The organism is Halomonas sp., assembly GCF_034520545.1.
Classification (GTDB): domain Bacteria; phylum Pseudomonadota; class Gammaproteobacteria; order Pseudomonadales; family Halomonadaceae; genus Halomonas.
In genome coordinates this window covers 1,177,702-1,193,235 of sequence record NZ_JAXHNN010000010.1, presented here as the reverse complement: position 1 = coordinate 1,193,235, position 15,534 = coordinate 1,177,702, and the positions used below count along the sequence as shown (strand labels likewise).

The following is a 15,534-nucleotide window of genomic DNA, read 5'->3' as shown; positions in this document are numbered from 1 at the left end:
CATGCCCCGACATGCCTCCCATCACGACTGGATGCGCAGCGCCATGCGCATCTTCGACGCCGGTACTGCCTTGGTGGTGTCGGCGTTGCTGATTCGCCTGATGCCGGGCCTGGATCATACAGGTGGCATCGAATATCCGCTATTGATCCTGACCGGAAGCCTATTGCTCCCCGCCTGCGGCGAACTCCTGGGACTTTACCAGCCTTGGCGCGGGCGTAGCCTCTACACCATGCTGGGCGTCTACTCGCTTGGCTGGCTGCTGACGATCATCCTGCTCAGCCTGTTCATGGTCGCCACGCAGAGCGCCGAGACCTTCTCGCGTGCCTGGATGGCGCTGAGCGCCTTGACGGTGCTGGCGGTCGGGATTGCCCTGCGCAGCGCGCTCTATCTTTACCTGCGTCGGTTGCGCGCCCAGGGACGCAACATCAAACGCGTGTTGCTGGTTGGCCATCGGCAGCATCGCGCCCGTATTCAAAGTCGCATCGAGGGGCTGCCCTACATCGGGTACAGCATCGTCAGCGAGCTTCCTCACGAGGGCGACGATGAGGAAAAGCTCGAGCGGCACGTCAAGGAGCTGGCCAGGCGCAGCGTCTTCCAGCGCGACTTCGATGAGATCTGGCTTGCCTTCCCCCTCAGCGAGGGTGATCTGGTCAAGCGCCTGGCCAACGCCCTGATGGGCGTGCCGGTCGACGTGCGTTACTTTCCCGATCTTTCTGACGTGCGCCTGCTCAACCACCGGGTAGCCCAGGTGGCTGATATGTACTCGATCGACCTCAACTATTCACCGCTCAACGGTCCCATGCGCCTCATCAAGGTGCTGGAAGATCGCCTTCTAGGGCTCATGCTCTTCGTTCTTTTTCTGCCGGTGATGGTGATCGTCGCTGGCCTGGTGCGATGGCAGATGGGGGCCCCGGTGCTATTCAAGCAACATCGTCATGGCCTGGATGGCAAGCGTTTCCGCATCTACAAGTTCCGCACCATGGCGCCGCATGCAGCTAAAGGCACTCCCCAGGCGAGCCATGGTGACTCCAGGGTGACGCCGCTGGGGGCCCTTCTGCGGCGCACCAGTCTCGACGAGTTACCGCAGCTCTACAATGTGCTGCAGGGGCGGATGTCCTTGGTCGGCCCACGCCCGCATGCCATTGATCACAACGATCACTACAAGGATGTTATCGATACCTACATGCAGCGCCATCGAGTAAAGCCCGGCATGACGGGTTGGGCACAGGTCAACGGGTTGCGCGGCATCACCGAGGATATCGAACTGATGCGCAAGCGGGTGGAATACGACCTCTATTATATCGATCATTGGTCACTGGGCCTTGATCTCAAGATTCTTCTGATGACCGCGACTCGCGGCTTCATCAATCGCCAGCCATAGGCATGTCATCGACAAGGGACGGTGATACTATATTGCGCCTCAAGTACGCTGCGATTTGGCCAGCCCTGTCAGCAGCCGAATGACATCATCAAGGAGACGTCATGATCCTGCCTGTCATACTGTCCGGTGGCTCGGGTTCCCGCCTATGGCCAGTCTCGCGCGAACAGTATCCCAAGCAATTTCAGCGTTTCAATTCCACCGAGCACAGCCTTCTTCAGGAGTCCGCCCTGCGGCTGACGGATTTGTCCGCCATTCATGCTCCCTTGCTGGTGTGCAATGAATCTCATCGTTTCCTGGCGGCCGAGCAGCTGCAACAGGCCGGTATCGACCCATGGCGGATCCTGCTGGAGCCCTGCGGCCGAAATACGGCGCCGGCCGTGGCACTCGCCGCCTGCCAGGCGGCCGAGCAAGACCCTGCCACCCTGCTGCTGGTGATGCCGGCCGATCATGTCATTATGGATGATCAAGCCTTCCGACAGGCGGTGGAACAGGGCAGGGCACTGGCAGAGCAGGGCCAGCTCGTCACTTTCGGGATCACGCCGTCCAGGCCCCACACCGGCTATGGCTACATTCGCTGTGGAGAACCCCAGACGGCTGGCTTTCGCGTCGACAGCTTTATCGAAAAGCCTGACCAGAAACGCGCTGAGCGCTACCTGGCTGAGGGTGGTTATCTCTGGAACAGCGGAATCTTTCTGTTCCGGGCCGATCGCTACCTTGAAGAGCTCGAGGCCCATGCCGCGGATATCCACCAGGCCTGCCAGGCCGCCTATGCCGGTCGCCGTGAAGACCTCGATTTCCTACGCTTCGACGTCGAGGCCTTTGCGGCCTGTCGCAGCGAATCCATCGACTATGCCGTGATGGAGCACACCCACCCAGGCCGCGGTGATTCCTATGGACCCTGGCGTGGAGCGACATCGGCGCTTGGGATGCGGTCTTCGAACTCAATGGGATCGCCGAGCTTCAGGGCAACGCCGTTCAGGGGGATGTGCTGTTACACGATACCCGCAATAGTTTGGTGCACAGCCATTCGCGGTTGGTGGCCACTGTGGGTATCGAGGATCTTGTCGTGGTGGAGACCGAGGATGCCGTGCTGGTGGCGGGCCGGGCCCATGCCCAGGACACCAAGCGCATCGTTGAGCAACTCAAGGCCGCGAGTCGCAGCGAAAGCCAGGCGATGCCTCAGGTCTACCGTCCATGGGGTCACTACCGCACCATGGTGATCACCGAAGGGTTTCAGGTGAAGGAGATCGTCGTCAAGCCTGGAGCAAAGCTCTCCCTGCAGATGCATCACCATCGTGCCGAACACTGGGTGGTGGTGGCCGGTACGGCGCAGGTGACCCAAGGGGAGGGCCACGGGGATATTGAACAGCTGAACAGCTTCCTGCTCAGCGAGGATGAATCTACCTATATCCCCTTGGGTACCGTTCATCGTCTTGAAAATCCTGGTGTCATCCCGCTGCGGCTTATCGAGGTCCAGACCGGTAGCTATCTGGGAGAAGATGACATCGTGCGTTTCGACGATGTCTATGGGCGCATGCAACAAATCTCTAGCCCATGAGAGAAGTGCAAGAGCCGTTGGTAGGTTTGCAGGCCTGGGGCAGGCAAAAGCGCATCGCCATCGTCCACGACTGGCTGGTGTTACAGGGCGGCGCCGAGAAGGTCCTTGACGCCCTGCTGCAGGCCTTTCCGGCTGCCGAGGTATTCACCCTGGTCGACTTCCTGCCCGAAGGGCAGCGCGGCCGACTGCCCCGTCATCGCGTGCACACTAGTTTTCTGCAGCGTATGCCCCTGGCCAGGCGCCATTACCGCCACTATCTGCCGTTGATGCCCTACGCTATCGAGCAGTTCGACCTGCGCGGCTTCGACTTGGTGATATCCTCCAGTCACTGTGTGGCCAAAGGCGTGGTCACCCATCCGGGGCAGACTCATATCTGCTACTGCCATACCCCGATGCGTTACGCCTGGGACATGAAAGAAGCCTACCTGGAAGATGCCGGGTTTCGTGTGCCGGGGCTAGAAACCTACGTGCGCCACACCCTCCAGCGCCTGCGCCAGTGGGATCACTTTACCGCCAGTCAGGTGGATCATTTCGTCGCCAATTCGAGCAACGTGGCCAGGCGCATAGCCAAGTACTACCGCCGCGAGGCCGAGGTGATCCATCCTCCAGTCAACCTGGAGGCCTTCCCCTTCAATCCCGGCCCGCGGGACGACTACTACCTGGCCGCTTCCCGGCTGGTACCCTACAAACGCCTCGATCTGATCATCAAGGTCTTTCGCGATATGCCTGAGCGTCGGCTCAAGGTGGTGGGTGATGGCCCCGAGCATAAGCGCCTGGCACGCCTGGCCGAGGGCTGTCGCAACATCGAGCTGCTGGGTTACTTTCCCGACGCCGAGTTGCAGCACCTCATGGCCAATGCTCGAGCTTACCTCTTTGCTGCCGAAGAAGATTTCGGCATCATGCCGCTCGAAGCCCAGGCCTGCGGCACCCCGGTGATCGCCTACGGCCGTGGCGGTGCGCTGGAAACCGTTCGCGACCCGTCCCACGGCGAAGACGCCACCGGACGCTTCTTCCTGGAGCAGAGTTCGGATTCCCTGCGCGAGGCGCTCGAGCACTTCGAGGCCTCGAGCCTTTCTGCTCGAGCTTGTCGTGCCAATGCCGAACGTTTCGGTCCTACAGCTTTCTGGGCCTCCTGGTGTGATGTCTTGCTACAAGGGGAGGCTCCCGCATGAAGCGACGACTGCGTCGCCTGCTTTCTCAGCTGGTTCATCTGCTGTTGCGTCAGCCGCGAATCAAGTCTACCGGCCAGCGTCTCCTGTCGCGCGTGCCGCGTGTACGGGCCCTAGTGCTGCGTGTGATCCACGGCGGTCCTCTGTTCGAGCTCAACCCGAGTCGGGTATACGATTTCGATGCTCGCGGCGAGCGACAGCAGCGCTTACTGGATGACCTGCAAGAGCGATGGAAGCGAGACTCGCCATGACCATTAACGTTATCGATAATCGTGACAACTGGCTATACAATGCGGACACGGCTTGGCAGGAGCGAATCGTTAAACAGGCCGCACCAGTGACAGATTGCTGCTTATCGCCAACGACACGGCTACCGTGGAGGTAGCCGGTGGGGGCATCCTTTCTGTAGTCCCGCAGGACACATCGGCCATTCGTATCGGTCTCGAGACATTCATCCAAGATAACCATCGTGACACTGTGTACCGGGCCCGCGAGCCCGCCACCGATTTCAGCTGGCCAGCTAGCGTCAGGGCCTTGCATCGCTCGCTGCGGCAGACCATGGAGACGGTATGACGCTTCTCGACCCTCATCGCCCTACCCTGGCCGAGCTTTTGGCCGTCGACCAGGACAATGAGACCTTCGTTCGTCAGCTATATCGCCACCTGCTGGGCAGAGAACCTGACCCGGAAGGATTGGCAGCCTGCCTGAGAGGGATTCCCCGGCGAGGTCGGCTCTTTTTGCTGGCGACCATGATCAGCTCCGAGGAGTCCCGTTGCTACCGGGCCAACGCCGGCATCCAGTTGCCGCCTGGCGCCCGGGTTTACTCGCCCGTCGGACGTTTGAAGGCCATGGGCCCGCCGGGCAGGCTGATGCTCCTTCCCATGGTAGCCGTCTTTCGTACCTGGGAGTGGTGGCGAGGCCCGACACTGGCGCTTGAAGCACGCTGCTTCAGGACTGAAGCCCGCCTGCGCGAACTCGAAACGCAGTCCAGCCAGTGGTTCGAGACACTCGGGCCCCAACTGACCCGTTGCCTCGACTCGTTGCTGGAGCAGGAACGCGATGCCAGCTATCTCCAGCAATTCAGTATTCAGGTCAGGCGCATCCTTGAACAGGGCCTGGGATCGCTGGACGGTAAAGCCACCGTCAGCTCCCCCGACGTCGCCCGCTGGGGTACCCATCAGCAGCACCTGATCGAGGAGCTCGCGCAGCGCTGGAGGAATAAGCCATGAGCACCCTATACTTTGTCGACAATCCAGGCAATTTGCCCCTTGGCGACGACCCTCACTGGCTGGAGCAACTGGCCGAGCAGGCCGGTATTAGCGACAAATTGCTGTTGATAGGTTTCGCCGATGACGATCTGGTGGCTATTCGTCGCCGCCTTGCCAGTGTCCTTGCCGAGGCGACCATGCTTTCGGTCACCCGGGAGACCCAGGATCGACTCGACACTCTGGATCCTGAACTTTGTCGGCTCGCCATTCAGGGTGTCGTCGCCGGCCTGGCCCCTGCCGATATTGAATATCACGGCCATGCCGGCCAGATACTACGCGATTGGCTGTTAACCCTCGCCCCCCCCGGAAGGGCCGTTGGCGTGTCCGGACGGCGTCTGCGTCTCGCTTTCGTCTCACCTTTTCCACCCGAACCCACCGGGATTGCCGACTACAGCGCCGAACTGCTCCCCTATCTGGCCGAGCATTACGAGATCACTCTGATCACTTCTCAGCCGAAAGTGGCGGACACCCTGCTGAAGAGTGCGCTCCCGGGTCATCGACCTCTACGCCTTCCCGCGCACTGCCCCCGGTTTCGATCGGGTGCTTTACCCAGATCGGCAACTCGCCATATCACGCATGGCAGTTCGACCTGCTGCGTCATCATCCGGGTGTCGTGGTACTGCACGATGTCTTTCTCCTCCGATGCCGTCTGGTGGCTGCAGGAGAGTCGGGTCTGGCCGGATGCCCTGCGCCGCCAATTGTTCAGTGACCACGGATTCCCCGCCGTCATCGCGCTTGAAGACCGGCCCCCGCGACGCGAGGCCGGCTCGGCACGGGAAAAGTACTCCCGTGGCCCCGAACAGTATCCGGTCAACGGTTTCGTGACCCGCGAAGCGGCAGGATTGATCGTCCACTCCGCCTTTGCCCGGGATCTGGACCGCCGTTGGCGTGCGGATGCTTTTCGCGAACCGGCGGCAGTGATACCCCACCTTCGTGAATTGCCGCCTGTCACTGATGAAACGGACCGGGCGGCTGCCAGGGCCGAGCTAGGCATAGCCGAGGACGTCCGGCTGATAGCCAGCTTCGGCGGCATTAGTGCCAAGAAGCTCAGTGATGTTCTGGTGGAAGCCTTCCTCGAGGGTCCCCTCGCCACACGCAAGGACTTGCAACTGGTGCTCGTCGGTGCCAGGCCCGGCGGGGAGTTCGGCAGTCGCCTGGCCCGGCAGCTGCGCGATCACGCCGGTGCCGCACGCATCACCATCACCGATTACGTGGATCGCAGACATTACCGACTCTGGCTGCAGGCCACCGATATCGCCGTGCAACTGCGTCAAGAGTCTCGTGGCGAGAGCTCCGGGGCCATCTTCGATGCCATGGCCAGTGGCCTGGCACTGGTGGCGAATGCCCATGGCAGCAGCGCCGAGCTACCCGATGAGGCCCTGGTCAAGTTGCCTGACCATGTCAGCGCCGCCGATTTGGGAGACACCCTGAATCAATTGGTCGACGACAGCGCACGTTGTCGGGCGCTGGGGCAGGTCGCTCGTCACTATGTAGCCCGTCATCTCGATCCCTCCCGTGTGGCGAGGGCCTATGCCAACGCCATCGAAGGCTTCGCCGCGGACAGCTTGCGTCATCGGCGAGATGCCTGTCTCGATAGTCTCGCCGCCAATTCCGCCCTTCGTCGGGCCGATGACGAGGCTCTGATGGCCGCCAGCCGTGCACTGGTGGAGCTCGATACTACTTCGCTCACTCAACCCCCACGGATTCTTTTCGATGTCAGCACCATCGCCTGGCACGACCTCAAGACTGGCATCGAACGTGTCACTCGTCGTCTGGCCGACCAGCTGCTACGTCATCCACCGGCCGGCTGGCGAGTCGAGCTGATCCATTGGGGAGGGGATGACTTCCACCTGTCCCGGAGTTTTGCCAGTGCCCAGTTAGGGATCGATCCGCCGGCGCCTGATCGTCCTTGTGAGGCACGTGAAGGCGATATCTATGTCAGCGTCGAGTGGGCCCCGCCGTTGCTCGAGCAGGCCGGTCATTTCCTTAAGAGAATGCGCGCTCGGGGGGTGCGCTGCTACTTCACCGTGCACGACCTGCTACCGCTCTATCTGCCCGACTGCTTTCCTGAGGGCACCTCAACGACCATGCGCCGCTGGTTCAATGGCATTGCCGAACTTGCCGATGGAATTACCTGTGTCTCGGCCCAGGTGGCTGGCGACGTCAGGCATGAGCTCCAGGCGCTTCCCCTGGAGTACCGCCCTTGGGTGCGGCATTTCCACCTGGGTGCCGACTTCTCGGCAAGTTCAGCGGCTATTCATCAGCTGTCCGAGGAGGAGCAGAAAACCTTGCAAGCCATCAATGGCTCCCTCGGAGCCACCCTGTTGATGGTGGGCACCATGGAGCCACGCAAAGGTCACCGTCAGGTACTCGATGCGCTGGAGCGCTGCTGGCATAGGAAAATGCCGCTGAACCTGGTGATCGTCGGCAAGCAGGGCTGGGAAGTGGAGGATCTGGCAACGCGACTGGCTCACCATCCACGCCGCGGTCATCAGCTGTTCTGGGTGGAAGGTGCCAGCGATGCCTTGCTGGAGCAGCTCTATAGCGACAGCGACTGCCTGGTGGCTGCCTCTCGGGGAGAAGGGTTTGGCCTTCCCCTGATAGAAGCCGCCCACCATGGCATTCCCATCCTGGCTCGCGACATCGCTGTCTTTCGTGAGGTAGCCGGGGGCTATGCCGTTTACTTTGTCGCCGAGACTGCGGAGCAGCTGGCCACCGAACTGGAGGACTGGTATCGGCGCTGGGTGGTTGGCGAGATCCGAGGATCGGACGGCATGCCCAGCCAGACCTGGTCCCAGAGCGCCGAACAGTGGCTGGCACCTATCCTGGCTGATCAGCACAGGCCGCTGGCCGTAGCACAGCCACAAGGAGAACAGGCATGATTCTGGCATCTCTGCAGCCCCGCCTGGCCGGGTGGCGCAACCAGCTTCCTCTTATCTGGCACATGGCACGTGAAGAACTGGTGGATCGCCACAAGGGTTCGATCATCGGCAGGGCCTGGACGCTGATTGCTCCCCTTGTCAATATCCTTGTCTTCGTGCTGGTCTTCTCCAAGATCATGGGCGCTCGCTTGGAAGGCTTCGGTGCCGAAATCGATCAGTACACCTACAGCATCTACCTGATTAGCGGCATCCTCTCCTGGACCGCCTTCGCCAAGAGCCTCAGCACCATCACAAACCTGTTTGGCGAGCGCGCCCATTTGATCACCAAGGTCAAGGTGTCCTTGAAGGCGCTACCCCTGTCGGTGCTGATGGCCGAATCAGTAGTCTATGCCATTAGCATGGGCTTCTTTGCGGTCTTCCTGCTGATCATCAGCTTTCCCTTCAGCGCCTGGTGGCTGGGTGTACCGCTGGTCTTTGCCCTGCAGCTGGCTTTCACCTATGCGCTGGGGCTTCTGCTCGCGGTTCTGGCGGTATACATAAAGGACATAAAGGAGATGGTGGCCGTATTGCTGCCCGTGCTGTTCTGGACCACGCCGATTGTCTACGTCAGCGATATCCTGCCGGCCGGGGCCATGGCAATGATGGAATATAACCCCCTCTATCACCTGGTGGATGCCTATCGCGACCTGGTCATGTATCACCAGTTGCCGAGCCTGTCGGGCCTGGCGGGCATCAGCGTGTTGACCGCTATGTTGCTGGCCGCCGCCCTGTGGCTGCTGGGGCGCACGGAAAGCGACCTGCGAGACTGTCTCTAGGAGATCCGGCAATGATAGAGATCGAAGGCTTGAACAAGACCTTCAAGCTGTTTCACAGGCCTGGCGATCGGCTGCTCGAAGCCATTACCGGTCGCACTCGGCACGCCAGTTACCAGGCGCTCAAGGAAATCACTTTCAGCGTGGCGCCAGGGGAGGTGATGGGTGTGCTGGGTCGCAATGGCGCCGGCAAGTCCACACTGCTCAAGCTCTTGACTGGTGTTCTGGTGCCGGATAGCGGCAGTATCCATATCGATGGCCGCGTCACTGGCCTGCTCGAGTTGGGTACCGGCTTCAACACCGAATTGACGGGCGCCCAGAATATCACCGCCAATGCCCTGATGCTGGGTATGACGCACGACGAGATCGAGACACGTCGCCGGGACATCATCGAATTCTCCGAGCTGGGAAGCTACATCGACGAGCCGCTGCGCACCTACTCATCGGGCATGACCATGCGCCTGGCATTTTCCATCGCCATTCATGCCGACCCCAGCTGTTTCCTGGTCGATGAAGCACTGTCAGTGGGCGACGGCTACTTTCAGCAGAAATGCATGAAGCGCATTCGTGAATTCAAGGAAGGCGGCGGTTCTATCCTTTTTGTATCCCATGACCTCAACGCCGTGAAGATTCTCTGCGATAGAGTGATGGTGATAGAGGGGGGCGAGATGGCTTATATCGGAAGTGCCGAAAAGGCGGTCAATCACTACAACCGCATCATGGCACGCCAGGCAGAGGAGCAGGAAAGCCGTCATTTGGCTCAGGCCCGCGAGGCCTACGGCACCCGCGAGGTGGAGGTGCTCGACGGTCGTGTCGTCGGTCGCGACAGTGGCACCAGCAGCATTTCGAGCGGCGAGCTCGTGGATATAGAGCTGGACCTGGCTGCGCATCGCTCGCTGGATGATATCACCCTGGGGCTGATGATCCGTGACCGCTTCGGTCAGGACATCTTCGGTGCCAACAGCTTTCAGCTCGGCCAGACGATCCGTCTCGATGCGGGTGAACAGTGCCGAGCGCGTTTTACACTGCGTGCCGATATCGCGCCCGGCAAATACACCGTTACCATTGCTCTACACAGTCGCGAGCACCACCTGGAAGAGTGCTACTGGTGGTGCGACAGCTACCTCCAGTTCGAGGTGGCGGGCTTTCGGGAGCATCTTTTCTCCGGCGTATGTCGCCTTCCCCTGTCACTGGACATGCTTCCCCCAAGCGACAAAGAACGATACCGACCCTCGTGCGGTAGCATACGCACAACCGGAAACGCCCTCATGAGCAATAGCTTCGATGACATTGACGCCCTGATCGCCAGGATTCAGGACACCGCACAACAGTATCAGCATCGGCCAGAGCAGCCTCTTGAAGCCTTCGCCTATCGACAAGATCTGGGGGAGCTGCTCGAGCCCCCCGAAGAGGTCCGGGTGCCGGGTGATCCTCGACACCCCGAACTGGCTGAACTAGTCGTGCCCTCGCGCAGCGATGAGGAATTTCTCGATAATGCCTACCAGCGGCTGATGGGGCGAGACCCGGATAGTGAAGGTCGTGAACATTACTTGGTGCTGCTGCCCATTGCCGGACGGCTGTTCGTGCTTGCTGAGCTGCTGGGAGCCGAGGAGGCCCATCACTACCTGGCACAGCACGAGATTCGGATAGCGGCTCGCCGCTGGCTGCGCTTACCGCTGCGCCTGCATGCCCGGCTGGGGGCGCTCGGCAGCGCCCTGGAGCGACCGGTGCAGATGGGCTATCGAGTGGCAAGTATTCTGTTGAGGCCGACCCTGAGGCGTCGCGAAGGGCTGAGCCGCCTGCAGGCACTCGAAACTCTTCAGGGCTGGTTCCACGACCGCATACGCCATCTGGCCCTGATGCTGGATGGTGAATTGAATCGTCAGGCCCAGGAGATCATCCAGCAGCGAGAACACGCTCGGGCGCAAGAAGCCCGTCTGAATCGAAGTTTGCAACGGATAGCCGACCAGGAGCGCCGGGCGGGAGGGAGTGACAAAGCCAGCACCGTTGAACCGGCTGTGGAACAGCACAAGCTGGACGATTACTACTTGGCTTTCGAGGCAATCTTTCGCGGCGATGAAACCCAGATACGCGAGCATCTGAACCAGTATCAGCCTCAGCTGCAGCAGGCCCTCGAGGTCGGAACCCGTGCGCTGGACCTGGGCTGTGGGCGAGGTGAATGGCTTCGCCTGCTGGCCCAAGAGGGCTTTGATCCCCACGGGGTCGACCTCAGCCCCGTCATGGTAGAGCATTGCCGCGAGAAGGGGTTTGAGGTCACCCACAGCGATCTTCTCAGTGTGCTGCGCGCCCAGCCGGATCAAAGTCACGCCCTGGTCAGCGCCTTTCACATCGCCGAGCACCTGCCATTCGATGTGCTCTACGCCATGGTCGAAGAGGTGGCTCGCGTCCTTGCGTCTGGCGGTGTGCTGATCATCGAGACCCCCAACCCCGAGAACGTACTGGTCGGAAGCCATACCTTCTATCACGACCCGACCCATCGCAACCCTTTGACCCCTACCTCGCTCTGTTTCCTGCTGGAGTACCACGGCTTCGAGGCAGTGAATATCCGGCGCTTCAACCCCTATCCAGAGAGTGCCAAGGTGCCTGGCAGCGACCCCTTGACCGAGCGGGTCAATGGCCATCTTTGCGGGCCCCAGGATTATGCGGTGGTCGCGACCCTGCCCCAGGAACAGAAGCCTGGGCAAGAACGAGTCATCCCCAACCAGGAGGATCAGTCAGCGTGAGAATTCTGCTTAGCGCAACGCTGGTGCCCTTTATCCACGGGGGAGCCGACTACCACATACAGGGGGTAGCCAAGGCGCTGCGCGAGCGTGGCCACGAGGTGGAGTTGATGCGGCTGCCGTTTCGCTTCGGTCCGGAAGCCGATATCCGAGAACTGATGCGTCACGTCGAAACCCTCGACATGGCTGCCCCCAACGGCATCGAGATCGACCGGGCCATCAGCCTGCAGTTCCCCACCTGGGGACTCCATCATCCGGATCATACCGTCTGGGTGATGCATCAGCACCGCGCCTGTTATGAGCTGTACGATGATGCCCTGGCCACGCCGGTCCAGCGCGAACTGTGCGGTGCCGTGCATGCCTTCGACAGCCGTCACCTGCCCCAAGCCCGTCGCCTGCTGGCCAACTCCCGGCGCGTGGCCGAGCGGCTGCGGCACTACAATGGCCTGAAGGCCGAGCCGCTCTACCATCCCCCCTATGCGGCCGAACGCTTTCGCTGCTATGACGACTGGGGCTATGTATTCTATCCCAGCCGTCTTGAAAGCCTGAAGCGTCAGGACCTGTTGATCGAGGCGGCTCGCTATCTGAAAAGTCCGGTTCGAATCATCATCGCCGGGGAAGGGGGGCAGTATCAGCGCTATCGGGCGTTGATCGAGCACCACGGCCTCAGGGATCGCGTGCGCCTCACCGGACGCATCAGTGAAGACGAAAAGCTGGCCTGGTATGCCAATGCCATGGCGGTGTTCTTTGGTCCCTTCGACGAAGATTACGGCTATGTCACCCTGGAGGCCATGCTCGCCGGCAAGCCCGTTATCACCTGCACCGACAGCGGCGGCCCATGCGAGTTCGTACAGCATGACGAGACCGGCTGGGTGGTCGAGCCGCAGCCGCACCAGCTAGCTGAAGCGATCGATTCCGCCTGGGCCAACCGCCACCGTACCGCGGAAATGGGCAGGGCCGGTCAGGCCGCCTACCAGAAGGCCGATATCGGCTGGGAACGGGTAGTGGCTACCCTGCTGGGTGAAGAAACGGCATGAAGATCGCCCTGATAGCCCCCAGCAGCGTGCCTTTTACCGTGGGTGGAGCCGAGAAGCTCTGGTGGGGCTTGCTGCACCAGGTCAACCAGCTGACCGACCACCAGATGGAGCTGATCAAGCTGCCCTCGCCGGAGCGCAACTTCGGCGAGCTGATGAGCAGCTACCGGCGCTTCAGCGAGCTGGACCTCAGCCATTTCGATCGGGTGATCTCCACCAAGTACCCCGCCTGGATGGTGGAGCACCCGGATCACCAGCTCTACCTGCAGCACACCCTGCGCGGTCTCTACGACACCTATCCCTGGCTCCAGCGTGCCGCAGTCGACCCCTTCACCGCCGATGCCTGGCCCGAGCGGTACCAGCAGCGGCTGATCAGGCGACTGCGTCACCACCCGTTGCTGCGCCGGCTTCGCCAGCTGCTTTCCGGCCGGCCCGAGCGGAGCCAACTGCCCGAGCTGTTCGCTACCCTCGAGCGGCTGCAGCAGGGGCGCTGGATGTCACCGCATGCTCGCGACGCCCTGCTCGCCTTCCCCGGCCCTCTGACTCGCGCCCTGGTTCACCATCTGGATGCCATCGCCCTGTCACCCAATGCCATCTCGGGCTATGCTGCCATCTCCCGCAACGTCACCCGTCGCGCCGACTATTTTCCTGAAGGCGTGCCGATCAAGGTGATCCATCATCCCTCTGACCTGCCGCCTTTCCCCGAGGCTCCTGCCGCTCCTGCCGCTCCTGCCGCTCCTGCCGCTCCTCCCGGGCGTCCCTATCTGTTCACGGCCAGCCGCCTCGATGGTCCCAAGCGGCTCGATCTGCTGATTAGAGGATTCATGGCCACCGATCTGGAGGCGGAATTGCGCATTGCCGGGACCGGCCCCCAGGAAGCCGAGCTCAAGGAGCTGGCGGCGGCGGATGAACGCATCCGCTTTCTCGGTTTCGTCCGCGACAGCGAGCTGATCGAGCAGTATCGCCAGGCGCTGGCCGTGCCTTACCTGCCGTACGATGAAGACTACGGCCTGATCACGGTGGAAGCCATGCAAGCCGGCAAACCGGTGATCACTTGCCGCGATTCGGGAGGTACCAACGAGTTCGTGGTACATGGCGAGACCGGCTGGTGCGTGGCACCCAGGCCCCAGGCGCTGGCCACCGCTATCGACGAGGCCGGGCAGGCCCCCGAGCGTACCCGCGCCATGGGCCAGCGAGCGAAGGATGCCGTGGCCCATGTCAACTGGCCCAATACCGTCCATGAGCTGCTCCTCGCTACAGAGGACGTTCAGTATCAAGACCGCCGTTTTCCGATAGTGGAAGGCGGAAGTGGCCGCCCCCACTGGCTTGTGCTCAACACCTTCCCGGTCTACCCGCCGATGGGAGGAGGGCAGAATCGCATCTTCCACCTCTATCGACATATCGCCAGCGAGCTGGATGTACGAGTCACCTTGCTGGTTCTGGCGCCGGTCTCTGGCCACGAGCAGCACCGTGAGATTGCCCCCGGACTCTTCGAGCATCGTATACCGCTCAGCGCCGAGCAGCATCAGACTCTAGAAGCACTGCAGAAGGCCCTGGGTGTGCCCGCCGAGGATATCGCCGCCATCGACGGCTGGCGACACAACCCACGCTTTGTCGAGGCACTGCAGCGGCATGCCGCCACGGCCACCCTGGCCCTCTGCGCCCACCCCTATCTGGCTTACGCCCTGCATGAGCACTTCGCCGGCCCTTGGTGGTACGAATCCCACAACGTCGAGGTGACGCTCAAGCGCGATATCCTCGCCGAGGGTCTGAGTCGCGGTGAGCCCGAGGCAAGGCAGGCGCTGGAACGCGTGGAGGCCGTGGAGCGTCTGGCCTGTACCCGGAGCGAGCAGGTGCTGGCCTGTGCCGCCGAGGACCTGGCCACCTTTGCGGCCTGCTATGGGCTGACGGCAGACAAGGCGCGAGTGGTGCCCAACTGCGCCGATCTGGAACGCCTTCCCTTCATCGACATGCCGACGCGACGCCGCTGGCAGCAGAGCCTGCAGCAGCATCGTCCGGTTGCCTTCTTTCTGGGCAGCTGGCACGGCCCCAACCTGGAGGCCGCACGCTTTGTTTGTGAGCGGCTGGCACCGACCTGCCCAGACGTAGCCTTCCTGCTGGCCGGCAGCCTGTGCGAACACCCGGATTTCTCGACACTGCCCTCCAACGTCCGGGCCCTGGGGCGGGTCAGCGCCCCCCAGCTGGGCGTGCTGCTGGCCAGTGTGGATGTTGCCCTAAACCCCATGTTTTCCGGCTCAGGCAGCAACCTCAAGATGCTCGACTATACTGCGAGCGGAGTGCCGGTACTCACCACTTCCTTCGGCAACCGCGGTCTAGCCTTTACCCAGCGCCACCTTTGGCTCGCTGAGCCTGTGCAGATGGCCACCGCCTTGAAGGCGCTGCTGGCCACGCCGGACCCTCGACGCCAGAGCCGGGTACAGGAAGCGCGCACCCTGACCGAGTCACACTACAGCTGGTCACATGCCGTTACAATGTTACGGAATGAAAAGTGCTTGCAGACTTCCCCGGCCCGAACTAGCATGTCAGAAGGGTTGGCAATCAGTGTTCGTTAACTTATGTTGCTGTATGCACCCCATGTCCTCGCTCCCGGCCCTGCCAAGGCTAGCGTTGACTTGCCATCGTGGTGGCCTATACATTAGCGAGACTCGTCAGTGCCCAGGGGGCGGTA

10 protein-coding genes and 1 pseudogene are annotated in these 15,534 nt (G+C 61.7%); all 11 read left to right on the top strand.

Going from position 1 to position 15,534, the window contains the following annotated elements; genetic code table 11:
* The first annotated feature begins 1 nt into the window (after position 1).
* The 11 genes and pseudogenes from U5L98_RS14250 to U5L98_RS14200 all read left to right on the top strand — a co-directional run bounded on the left by U5L98_RS14250 (position 2) and on the right by U5L98_RS14200 (position 15,418).
* Positions 2-1,381 (top strand): undecaprenyl-phosphate glucose phosphotransferase, encoded by a 1,380-nt coding sequence (locus U5L98_RS14250; RefSeq protein ID WP_322558918.1) that lies wholly within the window; start codon positions 2-4, stop codon positions 1,379-1,381.
* Positions 1,382-1,482: 101 nt separating this feature from the next.
* A pseudogene (locus U5L98_RS14245) lies at positions 1,483-2,124 on the top strand (mannose-1-phosphate guanylyltransferase); the annotation flags it as partial.
* A 242-nt stretch (positions 2,125-2,366) separates the two neighbouring features.
* Positions 2,367-2,939, top strand: coding sequence for a cupin domain-containing protein (locus U5L98_RS14240; protein WP_416208250.1), 573 nt, complete (start codon positions 2,367-2,369; stop codon positions 2,937-2,939).
* Positions 2,936-4,111, top strand: a complete 1,176-nt coding sequence (locus tag U5L98_RS14235; RefSeq protein WP_322558916.1) for a glycosyltransferase — start codon at positions 2,936-2,938, stop codon at positions 4,109-4,111. Before U5L98_RS14240 ends, U5L98_RS14235 begins: the two co-directional genes overlap by 4 nt.
* Positions 4,108-4,359 carry a hypothetical protein gene (locus U5L98_RS14230; RefSeq protein WP_322558915.1) on the top strand — a complete coding sequence of 84 codons (252 nt, stop codon included), beginning with the start codon at positions 4,108-4,110 and terminating at the stop codon, positions 4,357-4,359. The genes U5L98_RS14235 and U5L98_RS14230 overlap by 4 nt, the downstream gene beginning before the upstream one ends.
* Before the next feature lie 318 nt (positions 4,360-4,677).
* Complete coding sequence (locus U5L98_RS14225; RefSeq protein WP_322558914.1) at positions 4,678-5,337, top strand: hypothetical protein; 660 nt, start codon at positions 4,678-4,680, stop codon at positions 5,335-5,337.
* A complete protein-coding gene (locus U5L98_RS14220; RefSeq protein ID WP_322558913.1) occupies positions 5,334-8,258 on the top strand; it encodes a glycosyltransferase in 2,925 nt (974 codons plus the stop codon). Before U5L98_RS14225 ends, U5L98_RS14220 begins: the two co-directional genes overlap by 4 nt.
* Complete coding sequence (locus U5L98_RS14215; protein WP_322558912.1) at positions 8,255-9,073, top strand: ABC transporter permease; 819 nt, start codon at positions 8,255-8,257, stop codon at positions 9,071-9,073. Before U5L98_RS14220 ends, U5L98_RS14215 begins: the two co-directional genes overlap by 4 nt.
* Positions 9,074-9,084: 11 nt before the next feature.
* Positions 9,085-11,814: a Wzt carbohydrate-binding domain-containing protein gene (locus tag U5L98_RS14210; protein WP_322558911.1), complete on the top strand. Its 2,730-nt coding sequence runs from the start codon at positions 9,085-9,087 to the stop codon at positions 11,812-11,814.
* A complete protein-coding gene (locus tag U5L98_RS14205; protein WP_322558910.1) occupies positions 11,811-12,848 on the top strand; it encodes a glycosyltransferase family 4 protein in 1,038 nt (345 codons plus the stop codon). Before U5L98_RS14210 ends, U5L98_RS14205 begins: the two co-directional genes overlap by 4 nt.
* The gene (locus tag U5L98_RS14200) at positions 12,845-15,418 is read left to right on the top strand and encodes a glycosyltransferase (RefSeq protein WP_322558909.1); all 2,574 of its coding nucleotides are present in this window, start codon (positions 12,845-12,847) and stop codon (positions 15,416-15,418) included. Before U5L98_RS14205 ends, U5L98_RS14200 begins: the two co-directional genes overlap by 4 nt.
* Positions 15,419-15,534: the final 116 nt, after the last annotated feature.

Coding starts and splice junctions, on each gene's coding strand:
- U5L98_RS14250 (WP_322558918.1), top strand. CDS start 2: ATGCCCCGACATGCCTCCCATCACGACTGGATGCGCAGCGCCATGCGC.
- U5L98_RS14235 (WP_322558916.1), top strand. CDS start 2,936: ATGAGAGAAGTGCAAGAGCCGTTGGTAGGTTTGCAGGCCTGGGGCAGG.
- U5L98_RS14230 (WP_322558915.1), top strand. CDS start 4,108: ATGAAGCGACGACTGCGTCGCCTGCTTTCTCAGCTGGTTCATCTGCTG.
- U5L98_RS14225 (WP_322558914.1), top strand. CDS start 4,678: ATGACGCTTCTCGACCCTCATCGCCCTACCCTGGCCGAGCTTTTGGCC.
- U5L98_RS14220 (WP_322558913.1), top strand. CDS start 5,334: ATGAGCACCCTATACTTTGTCGACAATCCAGGCAATTTGCCCCTTGGC.
- U5L98_RS14215 (WP_322558912.1), top strand. CDS start 8,255: ATGATTCTGGCATCTCTGCAGCCCCGCCTGGCCGGGTGGCGCAACCAG.
- U5L98_RS14210 (WP_322558911.1), top strand. CDS start 9,085: ATGATAGAGATCGAAGGCTTGAACAAGACCTTCAAGCTGTTTCACAGG.
- U5L98_RS14200 (WP_322558909.1), top strand. CDS start 12,845: ATGAAGATCGCCCTGATAGCCCCCAGCAGCGTGCCTTTTACCGTGGGT.